Annotated in this window: 11 protein-coding genes; 6 read left to right on the top strand and 5 right to left on the bottom strand. The window is 46.2% G+C overall.

Features of this window, described 5'->3' with window-relative positions; genetic code table 11:
• Positions 1–76 precede the first annotated feature (76 nt).
• The gene (locus R3D86_13470; GenBank protein ID MEZ5759223.1) at positions 77–8,068 is read right to left on the bottom strand and encodes an Ig-like domain-containing protein; all 7,992 of its coding nucleotides are present in this window, start codon (positions 8,066–8,068) and stop codon (positions 77–79) included.
• Between the two features lie 276 nt (positions 8,069–8,344).
• Complete coding sequence (locus tag R3D86_13465) at positions 8,345–8,968, bottom strand: helix-turn-helix domain-containing protein (GenBank protein ID MEZ5759222.1); 624 nt, start codon at positions 8,966–8,968, stop codon at positions 8,345–8,347.
• Between the two features lie 466 nt (positions 8,969–9,434).
• Between R3D86_13465 and R3D86_13460 the strand changes: the two genes are divergently transcribed.
• Genes R3D86_13460 through R3D86_13435 form a run of 6 tightly spaced genes read left to right on the top strand, consistent with a single transcriptional unit; the run spans position 9,435 to position 12,293 of the window.
• Positions 9,435–9,587, top strand: a complete 153-nt coding sequence (locus R3D86_13460; GenBank protein ID MEZ5759221.1) for a hypothetical protein — start codon at positions 9,435–9,437, stop codon at positions 9,585–9,587.
• Between the two features lie 8 nt (positions 9,588–9,595).
• Positions 9,596–10,396, top strand: coding sequence for a DUF1376 domain-containing protein (locus tag R3D86_13455; protein MEZ5759220.1), 801 nt, complete (start codon positions 9,596–9,598; stop codon positions 10,394–10,396).
• The gene (locus R3D86_13450; GenBank protein ID MEZ5759219.1) at positions 10,362–10,784 is read left to right on the top strand and encodes a hypothetical protein; all 423 of its coding nucleotides are present in this window, start codon (positions 10,362–10,364) and stop codon (positions 10,782–10,784) included. Before R3D86_13455 ends, R3D86_13450 begins: the two co-directional genes overlap by 35 nt.
• Positions 10,785–10,818: 34 nt before the next feature.
• Complete coding sequence (locus tag R3D86_13445) at positions 10,819–11,388, top strand: hypothetical protein (GenBank protein MEZ5759218.1); 570 nt, start codon at positions 10,819–10,821, stop codon at positions 11,386–11,388.
• The gene (locus R3D86_13440; protein ID MEZ5759217.1) at positions 11,389–12,000 is read left to right on the top strand and encodes a hypothetical protein; all 612 of its coding nucleotides are present in this window, start codon (positions 11,389–11,391) and stop codon (positions 11,998–12,000) included. It begins immediately after the preceding gene.
• A complete protein-coding gene (locus R3D86_13435) occupies positions 11,997–12,293 on the top strand; it encodes a hypothetical protein (GenBank protein ID MEZ5759216.1) in 297 nt (98 codons plus the stop codon). The genes R3D86_13440 and R3D86_13435 overlap by 4 nt, the downstream gene beginning before the upstream one ends.
• Here R3D86_13435 and R3D86_13430 read toward each other — a convergent pair.
• From R3D86_13430 to R3D86_13420, 3 genes are all read right to left on the bottom strand, one after another.
• Entirely contained in the window at positions 12,290–13,333 is a 1,044-nt protein-coding gene (locus R3D86_13430) for a tetratricopeptide repeat protein (protein ID MEZ5759215.1), read from the bottom strand. The genes R3D86_13435 and R3D86_13430 overlap by 4 nt on opposite strands.
• Before the next feature lie 58 nt (positions 13,334–13,391).
• The gene (locus R3D86_13425) at positions 13,392–13,997 is read right to left on the bottom strand and encodes a peroxidase-related enzyme (GenBank protein ID MEZ5759214.1); all 606 of its coding nucleotides are present in this window, start codon (positions 13,995–13,997) and stop codon (positions 13,392–13,394) included.
• A gap of 61 nt (positions 13,998–14,058) precedes the next feature.
• Entirely contained in the window at positions 14,059–15,198 is a 1,140-nt protein-coding gene (locus tag R3D86_13420) for a tetratricopeptide repeat protein (GenBank protein ID MEZ5759213.1), read from the bottom strand.
• Positions 15,199–15,247 lie beyond the last annotated feature (49 nt).

Below are 15,247 nucleotides of genomic sequence, written 5' to 3'. Positions count from 1 at the left end.
AATTTGGACAGAGTCTAATAAATATCGCTCCGATTGGCAACAGGCGAATAGTATTGTCCAAATAACCGGGCAGGGGTTAACTGATCAACTGGGTAATATCATCGTCGACATATAAATTTGCCTCACCATTGAAATAATAATGCAGGGTTTCGCCATCAATATGAACAATGTCGCCCTGATAAACCCAGCCTTGCCCTGTAGATGTAACGGTATCGCCGGTATCACCAAGGATCAAAAGCTGATTTTGTGCTTCGGTGACGTCCAGAACATCCTGTGCCGTTACAGTAAGGCTGTTGTCACCATAGCCGCCAATATCAATTACCGATATCTGAACAACGTCGATATCGGCAAGATTAATATCATATCCGGAGCCAATAAATTGTAACATATCATATGAGTTATCAAGGCCGCCGTCATAACTGTCGGCAGGATCAAATATCATGGTGTCTGTCCCGAGGCCGCCGTTGATAATATCTGCGCCCAAACCACCATCAATATAATCATCACCGTCGTCACCATTAATGACGTCATCTCCACTTTCACCATAGAGATAATCAACTTCATCACCACCATCGACCGTGTCATTACCTTCACCGGCATATATAGTATCTGTAAGGTTGGTTCCGGTGATGGTGTCATTTCCGGCGCCGGTCTCTGCATAATGGAAAGTTCCTCCCATTAAAACGACATCATCATGAGAACTGCCGGTAAAAGCAGAAAACTGACTAAAGGTATCGCCTGCCGCATCACCTGCAGAACCCGTTCCGGCCCCAAGGTCAACTGTCACTCCGCTGTAGGAATTTTCGTAACTTAAAGTGCTGCTGCCATTAGTGTTCCCGGTCATATCATCAGCACCTGCGCCGCCTTCAATGATACTACCGCCAACAATAATATCATCACCAGCACCCCCGAAAATCAGGGTATCATATGTATTTTCTCCTGAGGTAATAGTGTCATTACCGTCACCTCCATAAACATAATTATCAGCATGATTACCTATGGTGATGATGTCGTTACCGTTGCCGCTTTCAATTTTAACTTGGTCGTCACCGGCATTTATCGTTAAGTCATTGGCATTATCGCTGTCCCGGAAATATCCAAATTTACCTATTGGGGCATCAAATTCATTAGGGTTCGTTTCTGTGAAATTTGTGGTCGGTTGCGGAAAGCCATTCTGAACTTCGATATATACATCAATATTTAACGTTACCCCACCGCTTACATATTGATTATAGTAACTGGTATAGTCAAAGCGTCCATCAGAATATGAATATTCGACATCGCCGACATAGGTCCATATATCATTGGTTGATATATTTAGATATTCAGAGTTTACGCCTCTAGGAAAGCTAATATAAAGAACATTATTACTGTCAGTGGTATCGATAACATCCTGTGCGGAAATTGAGAATGAGGTAATAGAGTTGGACCCATTGGTATTAAATATGATGTTTTCAATATTGGTGAGTTCGATGCTTGAAGAATTAAGGATCCATGGTTCATTAAGAAAACTATCTGCCTGGAAGATCACTGTATCTGTGTCGGCGCCGCCATCAAATTGGGTTATTTGTTCATATTTATTAGATTCTCTTTGATTTAACGTATAAAAATCATTTCCGCTTTCACCGTAAAGTATACCGAGGCCGTATATTTTGTCGTCACCCCCGCCGCCATATATGAGTTCGAAACCACCATCGCCGCCGTACAATGAATTGTTATTGTCATCGCCAATGAGTGTATCGTTGAATGCACTTCCATATACTTCTTCAAAGTTAAGAATTGTATCGCCGTCCGCGAAACCGCCATATGCAACATCGGTGGATAAATTGACATATACACTTTCAGGACTGAGATAATAATTCACATGATCTTCAAGGCCAGCGCCACCGTCCATATAGTCAGCTCCATCGCCACCATAAACTCGGTCACGACCATCACCGGCTAATATAATATCATCTCCTTCATTGCCTCTGATAATGTCACGACCATCACTACCGATAATGGTGTCATTTCCAGCGCCAGCATAAACCTGGTTTAATGAAACAGGTGTGTTCAGGGTGATATAATCATCACCGGAACCAGTGGATATCGTATTATTTCTGCCGCTGCTCCCTGTAACTGTCAGGTTTTCGGTCGCATATTGTTGAAATAATACGGGGAAATCTGCTGCGTTGTCAGCTTCAAATACATTTGCAGAAGTTTCAATAAAACCTCCCGGTATCGTAAATCCATTACTTTCCGCAAGATCGGGTGAAAGAGTTATCTGGATATGATTATTATCCACCAGATAGCTATAACGAATACCCGAACTAGGCAAGCTCGCATAAGAATACTCCCAATTTGATACATCTGTATTAATGATGTCATCGCCATAACCATATACATTTACCGATTGAAGACTTGAAGTACTGTCATCCCAATCTATTATATTCTGGGTAGTAAATGTTATCTCCTCAAGACCATTTTCGCTTAAGTAAATATTATTTACGCCCGTAAGATCATAGGATGATAAGTTAACTTCAAATGTTTGAGCACCGGTCTGATCACCGTAAAGATAGAGACGATCAAAATAATTATTGTTTTGTGCTAATTCAGATATAAACCCGCTGGCTGCATCGCTCTCAAAATTACTTTCGGCGTTATAAACTATGAGGTTAAAGTATCCATCACCCTGATAATCCAGTACTATCACCTGATCAAATACTGCGGCAACTTCATCAATCGTAATAACATATGATGGGTCATGGTAGGTTACATCCAATTTAATTTCACTACCTGCTTCCGCTGAAATATTCTGGATGCCAGAAAAATCATTGGCATCATCAATAATGAACGTAAGATCACCGTTTACATGGATTTCGGCAATATCGGTAAAATTAATTTGTGTTAAATCAAGGGTATAATTGTTGGCATCATCCGGGACGACAATATTAAGGACAGAATTTCCATCACCGTCAATATTTGTGAATTGTGAAATCTGCGTCGCCGTGAAGGTGACATTGGAATTGACCACCAAATTTGTGACATTGCTGATACTGACCCCCGTCAGGTCAGTTGTACCGTAAATATAAAGGGTATTATCCCCATCACCGCCATCAATGATTTCACCGTTTATGGCATCGCTGACCAGGTGACCGTTTAGATCGTCCAGGCTAATCAGAGACGATAAATTAACACCGCTCCCTCCGGGATTAGTGATTGCTGAGGCGTCATACTGATCTGCTGTCGTGGTGCCAATAACGACAATATGATCATCGCCTTTACCACCATAGATCAGGTCATTACCGCCGCCGCCGTTTAGGATATCATCACCATCGCCCCCATTGATCAGGTCATTTCCATCGCCGCCATTTACGGTGTCATTCCCGGCACCGGTAAATATTCGATCATAGGCGGTTCCACCATTAACTGTATCGTCTCCCTTTCCAGTTAATATATAATTCCAGACATTTCCGCCATTTACGGTTAGATTTTCTGAACTGTTTCGGTCACTGAAATAATTTTCAACATTCAAACTGGCTGAGTCATAAACATTGGGTGAAGTTTCAGTGAAGGTTTCGGCTGGTTTTGTAATTCCGTCCCAATTGGCAATTTCCATATCAATGTGAATAGTGGCATCGCCACTTTGATAGGCAAGATAAAGAACTCCATCCGTATTGTTTGAAAGGTTTGCATAACCAAGGAATGTCCAGTCGTCAGAAGTGATGATCGACTGGATGGAATCTTCACCGCTACCGTTTATATAAAGAGCATTATTTGGACCGGTAATATCAATGACATCCTGCGCTGAGAATGTCAGATTAACATCATTTTGTAGGGTGATATATTCGAAATTTACTGCATTGACAGCTGATAAATCGATGTTGAAGGCACCGGAAGACAAAACACCGGTAAACCCAAAGTTTAAGCCATTATTTATTCCATTTATCAGGAGCGTATCTTCCCCTTCACCGCCATCAAAACTGTCAAGATCTTCTGAATACATACCTTCGAGAATGAGCAGTGTATCATCACCGGCATCACCATTTAGAATGTTTGTGGTTCCCAGACCAGCGAGATAATCATTGCCATCGCCGCCATTGATGGTACCTCTTCCGATTATGATATCATTTCCCGCTTTGCCGTTAATTGTTGGGTTGCTGGGGCCATTGCCAAGGTAAAAATATGAATCTGCGTCGCTGTCGGCCGAATAGACGGCCGTTGACGTTTCACTGAAAGTAGAGGAGGGGGCAACCAAACCATTTAAATTTGTCATATCCACTGATACATTCAGGGTGGCATCACCACTTGTATAGGAATGATAGAGTTGTCCGTTTAGGACAACATCTTTGGTATAGGTCCAGGCTGAGTTTGTGGTTATGGCTTCTTCCGAAAATGTCCCACGCACATAAATAGTGTTGTTATCATCCGTTATATTGATGACATCCTGTGCATCAATCACCAGTTCGGTTCGGTATAAATGGAACAATTCAATATTGGAAATATTATAATCTGAGACGGTCGCCACCCTGATACCGTCGTCATAGTTGGAAATCCTCAGGGCATCAATTCCGCTTCCGCCGTCAAAAATGTCATTATCATCGTCAGACTGGAGATTAAACAAATCATCCCCGGCCCCGCCATTGAGGGTGTCAGTTCCCAGAAAACCATATAAAATATCATGGCCGCCGCCAGCATTTATAATATCATCTCCGGCATTTCCGAGTATACTTTCATTTTTGTCTGATCCTGTCAGAATGTCATCGAAATCGGAACCGTATAAAATTTCAAAATTGCTTATCGTGTCACCTTCGGCGTCGCCGCCGGATGCTGCCCCCGTTGCCAGATTTACATTGACTGCGGCGTCTGAATAAACGTATTGAAGGGTGTCATTATCGCCGCCCCCACCATCCAGGGTATCGCTCCCTTCCGTGCCAACAATATAATTTTTACCATCACCTCCAATGACCGTATCATCGCCGGCCCCACTCCAGACCCGGCCATCACCATTTCCGGTAATGATATAATCATCCCCTGACCCTGTTGATATATAATCCTTGCCATCGTTCCCGGTGATGGTCAGGTCTTCTGTGCTGAAACTGTCGCTGAAAGCGGACTGGGTCGGGTCCGTTGCTTCCCAGTGGTTTGGTGTTGTTTCAGTATAACTGGCAGCAGGTGCATTTAATGCCGTAATAGTACCGATTTCCATTGAGACATTAAGCGTAATATTGATATTGTCGCTATAGTATGAATAAATTTGATAGGTCTGTTCATTGAATACAGAATATCCGTTAAACTGAAAATCGTCTGAAAGTTCAATACTGTCTTCCTGATGGCCGGATATGCTAAAATAGTAAGACTCGTCTCCAGGATTAAGACTGCGGTTTTCAGCAATTGAAGCAATAGCTTCGGGTGTAACAACAAGGCTTTCGGCGTTGCCGTCTGAAAGGATAATGTCATCCAAATTGCTGGCATTAATATCTGAAAGGTTGATGGATACAGGCGTTACAGGATCATCACCGTTCAGAATGATTATATTTTTACCCGAACCAAAATTAAAAGTATCCTCAGCAATAGAATTATCGGCAATATTGACGGTGATTGTGTCATCACCTTCACCCGTATCAAATATTTCAGTGTTGCCTGTCGTTGTAAACTCATCGTTGCCGGCTGTGCCGTTAATATAAACCGGTGCGTCATCATCATTGATTGTGAGCTGGCCTGTGCCGTCCGATATGGTGGCATTGGACGGGTTGGAAAGGGTGGCATTGACCACTTCATCCGCTTCTTCGATGCTGTCATCGTTCCAGGCGGTGACAAATGTTTTTTCCGTTTCACCGGGGTTAAAGGTGAGGGTGCCGCTTGAGCCATCCGGCGCATCATAATCCACTGTCACGGTTGATGCAGACGGGTTGGATAAGGTGACGGTGAATGTGGCTGTTTCAGCAGCTTCGCTAACCGAAACATCATTAATGCTGATAGTTGGGGGCATTTCAGAAATAGTATCTGTAGATAGTGAAGAAACGCTTTCATTGGTGCCATATGCGTCAGTATAGCTTGCGACGACTGAAATTTCATGGCCGACATCGTCGATCGTAAGCAGATAGCTATCACCATCTGCATTGGCGATATTAATTCCATCGCGTTGCCATTGATAGTCAATGGTGCCAAGGCCATCAATATCTGCCAGATTATTTGAGGCAGTCAGGGTTTCGCCCTGGGTGGCGGCACCCGATATGCTGACAGAACCTGTGGGATCATCATTGATATTGGCAACAGGGCCAGTCGTGGCAGAAAGTTCTACAGGATCACCGCTCCCGTCAGAATTACTATACCATGCTTTCATGGTAATTTCATGGCCGACATCATCCTGCGTCAGGTTATATACATTGAAAAGTGCGTGTTCAATATCGACACCATCACGCTGCCATTGAAAAAGCACGGTTACATCACCCCCATCAGGGTCACTTAATCTAAGATTTCCTGTTAATGTATTTCCCTGAGCGACGGTACCGGTTATTTCAATATACCCTGTGGTTGGATCTTCTACCCCGTCAACTGAAATTGTTAAATTTCCTTCAGTAGTGATTTTGCCGTCAGAAACGGTGTAAGTAATATCAACCTGTTCATTTTCACCGCCTTTCAGGCGATCAAAATCGGTGCCAGGGTCAAATTGAATTTTTCCATCAACAATGGACACAGCCCCATAGTCACTGTTAAGTGTCACATTTTGCAATGTAAGCGTATCGCCGTTAGCATCTGTGTCATTGGCAAGAACGTCAATAAGGATAGACTGGTTTTCTGTGATATTTGCTGTATCGGCGATTGCAGTGGGTGCATCATTAATAGCTGGGTTAACAATGACATTATTATCAAGAGTGGTATCAATATCATTGTTACCGCCGGTATCGATATTGCCACTTCCGGATATTTCGCTTAAGCCGAGACTTGTAATGTCATCCGCATCATCAACCTGCAGTGTTACAGTAGGGGCAAGGTCAATGGTGCCTGCATTATTGATTTTTGCGGCGATATCGCCAAGATTTACATTGGTGCTGCCGCCGTTGCCGTTGATCTGTACCTTTACATCGGCGGTGCTGCCGGTGTTAATGGCGCCGATTTCAGCAAGGTCAGTTGCATCATCAATAATAAAAGTGACATCGCCGTCAATATTAAGATTGCCAATATCGGTGATATTAAGGCTGCTTAAATCAATGATATAGGTATCACCGGGCGGCACTTCGATATTGATCACTGAACTGCCGTCCCCGTCGACGGTGGTGAACTGTGCCATCTGGGCGGCGGTGAGGGTGACATCGGAATTGACAATAAGGACCGTGACATTGGTCAGGGTTACCCCGGTCAGGTCAACTGTACCATAGATAAACAGTGTGTTGGTGCCGGTGCCGCCGTCAATGGTTTCGCCGCTGCCCACTTCGCTGACGCCGCGGCCGTTAAGGTCGGCCAAGGAAATAAGCGCCGAAAGATCGGTTCCCGACCCGGCGGGGTTGGTTATATCGGCCAATGCATATTGATTGGCGGTTGTGGTGCCGACGACAACGATGGCATCATTATCAGCACCGGCATTGATGGCATCAATGCCATTGCCACCACGGATTTTATCGGCGCCGGTCCCGGTTGAAATGGTGTCATTGCCCGGGCCGCCCTTGACGATATCATCGCCTGCGCCGGTTGAAATAATATCATTGCCGCTGCCGCCATCAACGATGTCATCACCGGATCCGGTGCTGATCGTGTCATTGCCGCCCTTGCCGGTTACAGTCAGATCAGCCGTTGCAGAAGCTTTGGAGAGGACACTGTCGCTGCTGTCAACAGCGATAAAGACATTGGTTGGGTTTTCAGTAAAATCAGGGGTCGGTGTCGGAGCAGGCGGCGCGGGATCAGGCGTATCATCCGGCGGGGGCGCTTTGCTGCCACTGCTGCCGCCGCAGGCCGCAAGCGGAAGGAGAGACATCAGAATGCCCGCCTGCTTCAGTTTTTTATTTTTGGCTTTCTGGCTGATTGTATCAGCACTGACGGTATCGGAAACTGTGGTGGAAAGGCTTTGCTTTTGATCGCTGTCGGACATACGGAAATCCCCCAATACTACAACTATTACTATTACTCACAAAAAAACTATACCTGGAAAACAGCAGAATTCAAGCACAAATTCTTAAAAAAGTGTTAACCATAATGAGAGGTTTATATAAAAGGATGATAGTTACACGTGTGATCAGGCTTTTTTAACGTAAAGGACCCGGGCGGCCCACTCCTTAAAAATTAGCCTCAGTCGCCGGCGCTCGCGCTTGGGCTTTCGCGCAAAACTGCGCAGGCCCACTTGAGGCCTTATCTCGTGGGCAATGGCTCAGGCTTTTTTGACATAGAGGACCCGGGCGGCCCACTCGATGGTTTTATCATGCATGGGTGGGGCATTGTGGCTTTCAAGATGGTAAAGGCCGGGGGCGGAACCGCGGGACAGGCGCTTGATATAAATGGGACCGTCCAGAACTTTGATAATACATTGGCGACCGATACATTCGCTTTCATCAATATCAATACCGTTTCGGATATAAAAGATAATATCACCGTCCTCATAGGCGGGATACATGCTGTCACCGGAAACTTTCACCGCAACTGCGGTTTCCCGAAGGCCGGGCGGGGTTTCAACCTCGTCCATACCATCACCATGGGCATAATCATCAAAAGGGATATTGACCTCACCGGCGCCGACATAACCGACAACCGGGGTGAGGCGGGGTGTTTCGGGAAGGCCTTCGGTACCGAGCAGATAATCAACCGAGCAGTTGAAATAATCGGCGAGGGCGCGAAGGTGGTCATGTTCCGGTTCGTCAATGCCCGCTTCCCACCGGGAAATGGTTGACTGCTTGACCCCCATCAGAGTGCCGAGGTCGGTCTGGTTGATATTTTTACGGTTTTTACGCATGACTTTCAGGCGTTCACCGAATTTAATGTTTGGTTTTTTCTTCACGTTTGATTTCCCGAATCTTCCCTATGCGTATACCGTATATACTTTTAACGGATATTTCAAGGAATAATTTACATTTATATTCTTGACAAAATATACGTATAGCGTATATTAAGAATTAACAGAGCATGAGTCCCGCCTTCATAACCGTTCATAGTCCGGTTTGGCGATCGGGGTTCTTCAGCCTCCTGTTTCTATGTCGCAGTTGAGAATGCTGGGACCCTGAACTTGAAGGGCCATGGTCTGTTGAAAAGTGACTCCAGGGGGGAATTCGCTTCCTAAAGTTCGAGGTTTTTTCCCGACCTCGAAATTCCCATTTCCGTTGTCACCGGGCTTTGTCTCAATTTCCCAGGAGATAAGGCAAACTCGAGCGGATGGGATTTTCTCCCTTTCACGGTCCCATCCGCTCACTTTTTTAAATTTGGTCATTTTAGCACGGCTTTGGCAACAAGGCGGGAACAGGATAGTTATGTCATTTAAAAATATAGAAGAAATAGAAAAAATCAGCGATCAGGAACGCGAACAGATCAGGATAACGCCATCATTTTTTGAGGCGGTTTTGATATTCACCTGCTTTTTCGGGCTTTGGTTATTGCTGGTCAGTATCAGTCATTTTCTGTGAGTATGTTCATGGCTGATATGTATATGCGTAACATCCGCGACTGGCGGGAAGGCACCATCATGCTCACTTTTGAAGAGAAGGGCTATTATGATGAGCTTCTTAACCTGATTTACCTCCATGATGATTTGCTGCCCGACAATGACGCGCTGATTTGCCGATCGATGCCGGTTCATACGGTTACCCACCGGCGGCTTAAACAACGGCTGATTGATGCCGGTCTGATCGACATTAAGAACGGCTTTTACCGCACCAAACGGGCAAGCATGGAGATTAACAGGATCAATGAACTGTCGATAAAGAACAGAACAAGAGCCGAGAGTCGTTGGTCCAAGTCATTGAAAAATAAGGAATCGGGCGATGCCGCGGCAATGCTGAAAGTGAAAGTGAATAGTGAAAGTGAAGATTTAAAGCTCAAAACAGAGGATTGCGAAAATGCAGAAAAACCAGGAATTCAAAATCACGGAAAAAAGCAAGGATGCGCAGGATCAGCAAAATGCACCATTGATCAGGTGCTCGACCCCGAAGGAAAAATCCCGGAAGACTATCTTGCCTATGCAAAGCAGTGGGGCATTGGTAACCCGCAGCGACGCTTTCTTGACTGGGCAGGATGGTGGCTTGGTGAAAATGGACGTAAAGCCGGTGCCCGGGGGTGGCTTCAAACCTGGAAGTCACGGGTCCGTAAAGACGCTGACCGGCAGCTGGCAGCCGGTGGCGATAAGCAGGGATCCAAACGGGATCGCGCTTCTGCCACCACTGACGGCGCGCGACTGGCGCTTGATCGACGACGAAATCGATCGCGAACGATATGATAACCCACGCTGGGTCAAGCTTCACGACAATGACCGTGATTATTGGCAATCGGTGCTGGTTCAGGGGCAGGCGGCCCTGCTACCGGCCCCGTTTGAACATATTCTGACGCGGCTGACGCGCCTGAAGCTGCAAAAACCGACCCAGGCCATGAATGAACAGGCGGTCTCGGTGTTTCTGGAAGATATATGCGAGCATCTGGAACGGCGGGATTATGCCTATTTTGCCATTGATCAGGGCATTATCACCCTGATTGAGCAGGAAGATGACAAATTTTTCCCGACCATGAAGGTGCTGATCAAATATATCCATCCCATTCACTGGAAACTGAAAAAACGTATTTCCAAAATAGAGGAAATATTAAAGCGAAACATTAAAAAAGAACATTAATTATTTGATATAAAATTATAAAAAGGTTTTCTTTATGAAAATAAATATCAGCAGAAAGGACAGGGACATGATCATTACAATGCTGGAAAACGGGGCGGGCAACGGGCGGATATCCCTTAAATATCCTGGAATAACACGGACGCAGATTGAAAATATCCGTTCTGAGATCAATAAAGGCACGGCAGAAACCAAAAGAAAGCTGAAACTGGACCCGTTGCTTAGCCTTTACCGGCGCGGGGATATTGATATTTATGCACTTTATGCGGCGGAACATATCCGATATGCCTATAGCCTGATGACCGCCGATGTCAGGCTGCGGGTAATGAAATTTGAAAGCATGATCGATATCATCGGCCGCGCCGAAGTGGAACGTGAAAGCGCACTGCAGGCAAGACTACAGAACCAGTATGCCGACTGGTTTGATCAATGCGGCGAAGAACGGATCAAGGTTGGTCCGATCCTTCATGTGCTGACCGAGCCGGTCACATTAAAGGAAACGGACCGATATTACGGCTACCGTAACGGCCGCAGCCGTGCCTATCTGATTGCGGGGCTTAAATTATATGTAAAAATGTTCCACCCAAGGCAGGGGATTGAGGGATAAATGTTTGCGGGGAATGAGCTTTATGCTAGATTTCAGGAAAATTATGTGGGAGAGCGGGAAATGGCGGAATTCGGCAGTGAGGAAAATATTCTCTGGTTCTGGGCAGTGTTGCTGATTACGGTGCCGCCGGTACTGCGGCTTCGTGAAAATATGATGGTGCCGATGTGGGGGGCGCTGCTGGTGTTTGGCTTTTATACCCAAAGCTACTGGATGCCTGATTTTTATGCCTTGTCCGACTGGCCGCGGATCATATTCACCATTTTGCTGATCCTTGGCTTTTATTTTGTCTGTGGCTTCATTGTTCATTTTTTGTGGTTTTCGGGAAAATCAGCAAGGCTTAAGGCCTATGGTTCCTTTATGCCGCTTTTTAAAGCCTGGATTTTCGGTAAATTTTATGTGGTCAGCGATGATTTTATCGCTGAAATCAGGCGCTTCAAACTGTTTGATGTGGCGTGGGGCGATATTGCAACCGTGGAAAAAGAAGGTGACAGGCTGATTATCCGCGATCAAATCAAACGTGAACCGGAAATATTAAGCGAAGTGACTATCGGCCCGGACGCGCCGGACTATGAAAAAGTGAAGGAAAAGCTTAAAGATATGGGTAAGCTATGAGTTTAATATTTCTGATTTTTATTATTTTTATTTTCCCGTTTGCGTTCGCGCTTTATCTGTGGCGGGACACGGCTCCGAAAAGGGCGGTTTATTTTATGACTTTAAGCGTATCAGCCCTGGCGCTGGTCATGCTGGTCACCGGCGGGGAAGCAATAGCGACGGTCATGCCGCTAGGGCTTTTTATGGCATCGACCAGTTTTTTTGCCGGGATTTATCTGTCAGGGCTTCTCAGAGCATGGCGTCAGGGCCGCTCGGGCGACCCTGAGACGCCACCTGACGATTTAGAAGATTAGGATTTATTGGCTTCCTTATTGGCTTCCGGGGCAGGGACGGTATCCAGGTTTTCCTTGATAAAATCATCTTTCTGTTTTTTGGCGCGGGCCATATCGGCGATTGATAATTCACTTGCCAGAAAATCCTTATTCTGTTCAAGGCGCTGAAGAGTTTGCTGGTTCATTTGACCGCCGGGAACGGTTGAGCTGATTTCCGTACCAAGCATCAGCCACATCATGGCATTAACCGGGCTTTTGCCGACCCCTTTACCCATATAGTGATATTCGGCAAGGTAAGCGGCGGCCTCCGATTTACCGGCAACAAAGGCGCGGCGGAAATAATTGGCAGCTTCGGTAAAATCCTGCTTTACGCCAACGCCCTGATGATAAATGACGCCAAGGGTATAAAGGGCATCGGGGTTTTCATTGGCGGCCGCCTTTTCCAGCCAACTACGGGCGGTTTCAGCATTTTTGGGAACACCCTGTCCGTCACCGTAAATTCCGGCCAGATTATTCTGGGCGGCGGCGTGGTTCTGCTCGGCCGCTTTTAAATACCACTCACGGGCCTTGTTAAAATCCCGTGGCACCCCAACGCCATACTGATAGGCGACGGCGGTTTCATATTCTGCCTGGGCCAGTCCTTTTTCTGCGGCAGATTGGAACCATTCAAAGGCTTTCTTATCGTCCTTTTTTAGGCCGCCAATGCCGATTTTATAAGCGATCCCCATATTCAGCTCACCACCGGGGTCACCGAGCTTTGCTGCTTTTTCCATCCATTCGTTTGATTTTTTTTCGTCGCGTTCAACCACCTGGCCCTGCGCGTAATAAAGGCCGATCATCACCATCGCCTGTGTGTTTCCGGCTTCGGCTTCTTTCAGATATTCGGCATAGGCGGTTTTAAAATCCCCGTCTTTTTCCGCCTGATAGGCTTTGTCCATATCGGCCAAAGCGGGGCCGGAAAGGATAAGGGTCAGAGGAATAAGCAGTTTCCCGAAATTTTTTTTCATCATTTTAATCACCACCATAAATTTATACCGATAGGAATTTACTGTGTCCATCATAGCGCAGGCCAGATGAACGCTGAATTAATTCCCTTTACAAGCTTTATTCATCAATGTTTTAACTGTGGGCCCAGTCATCCGGATCATCACTGTTGCCGGGGCTTAAGCCGATTTTGTCATCTTCCAGTCCAACACCGAGGCCGAGTACGGTCCGATTGGCATAGTTGAAATAGGCCGTAACCTGATTAATTTCCAGAATTTCCCCGTCGGTGATGCCCAGAGCATGCATTTTATCAATCAGATGTTTGGTGATTTCAGACGGGCTTTGGGTCAGGTAACGGGCATATTTAAGCATCAACGCGTGTTTATCATCAAAGGTCTGTTTGGGGGCGTGGATTTCAAGCGCGGCGCGGATTTCAAGGGCGCGTTCATCATCATTCAGCAGCCGCGCCATGCCGGCATAATGATGCTCAACGCAATAGTCGCATTTATTGATGATCGAGACATAAACCCCGACACATTCAAGAAAAACCTCGGGGATGATATTTTCCCTGTTATGAAGCAGGTTTTTATAAACCCGCATATGAGCTTCCAGGGTGTGAGGCCGCAGTGAATGGGCCATCATGATATTATCGATATGATTGTCAGGCCCTTTGATGCGGTCATAAAGGCTTTTCAGCTTTCCCGTCGCTTCATCATAGGAAATGGTTTTTATCCAGGTCATCTTGCCCGCTCCCCTTTATGTTTTAAAAAGATGTTACAACAGTCATTAAGCAAAGGCAAATTCAGAGATCTTTGCCCGCGGCGAGGTCTTTGGCACGCTGCTGATCTGTGGGGGAAAGTGCATTGGTGACGTTTTTCAGGTCCGCTTCATTGTTTTTGGGATCTTTTTCCGCTGCGCGGATCAGCCAGGCGGCACATCGCATCATATCCTTTTCCGTGCCGGTGCCGTTGCAGTAAAGCATGGCCGTATTTCGTTCGGATATCGTGTCGCCAAGACGCGCCGCATGAAGATAATGTTCAAAGGAAAGCGGCATATTCAGATAACCAAAATCCGCGCTGGAATAAAAATCACCAAGGTCGCGGGCGGCCGGGACATAATTATTGGCGGCTGCCTTTTCAAACAGCTGCACCATTTTGGGGATATCCTTGTTAACGCCCAGCCCGTCAAAATACATGATCCCCAGTTCATGCTGGGCAATGGGCTGCTGCTTTTGCGCGGCGGCAGTCAGCCATTTAAGGGCGACGGCATAATCCCTTTTGCTTTCGTAATTTTTGGCGTAAAGACCGACTTTGGTCTGGGCAGGGGCATAATTTTTTTCGGCGGCTTTCAGATAAAGGGCGTAAGCCTTGTCATGATCCTGTGTGCCGGTTAGGCCGGTTTCATATAAATAGGCCGCATTCTGCATAGAGGGGATATTGCCATTCTCCGCCGCCTGTTCCCAGTAAATGAGCGAATAGGTCAGGTTTGGTTTGATCGTGTCAAGCCCCTGGGCATAAATATTGCCGGTGATATAACCGGCGTCAGCATTTCCCAGATCAGCAGCATGTTTATAATATTCAAGGGCGGAAACCGGGTTTTTATCAATACCCTGACCCAGTAAATTCATATCCCCGAGCATTTTCATCGCCTTGTCATCGCCATTTTCACCATGTTCTGATGCGGAACGTAGGAACCAGTCAATGGCCTTGTTATAATCCTGCGTGGTGCCGGTGCCGTTATAATACATCATACCGAGCCAGTAAAAAGCCTCAGAATTGCCATTGTCCGCTTCGCGTGTATATTCGGCGAAGGCCTTGTCATACTGTTCCGTGGCCACATACATGGCCGCATCCACCATGTCTGCCTGCGCGGCAGGTGGGGTCAGTAAAAGGAGCGCGGTGATAAGGCAGCTTTTATTAATGAAAAGGTCCTGTTTTTTCATGATTTAATACTCAACTATTATACTATGACAAATTACTCACGAACGAGAG

It is taken from the genome of Emcibacteraceae bacterium (assembly GCA_041396985.1).
GTDB lineage: Bacteria > Pseudomonadota > Alphaproteobacteria > Sphingomonadales > Emcibacteraceae > Pseudemcibacter.
Note: the sequence above shows the minus strand (reverse complement) of the source record. Positions and strands in the feature narration are given on the sequence as shown.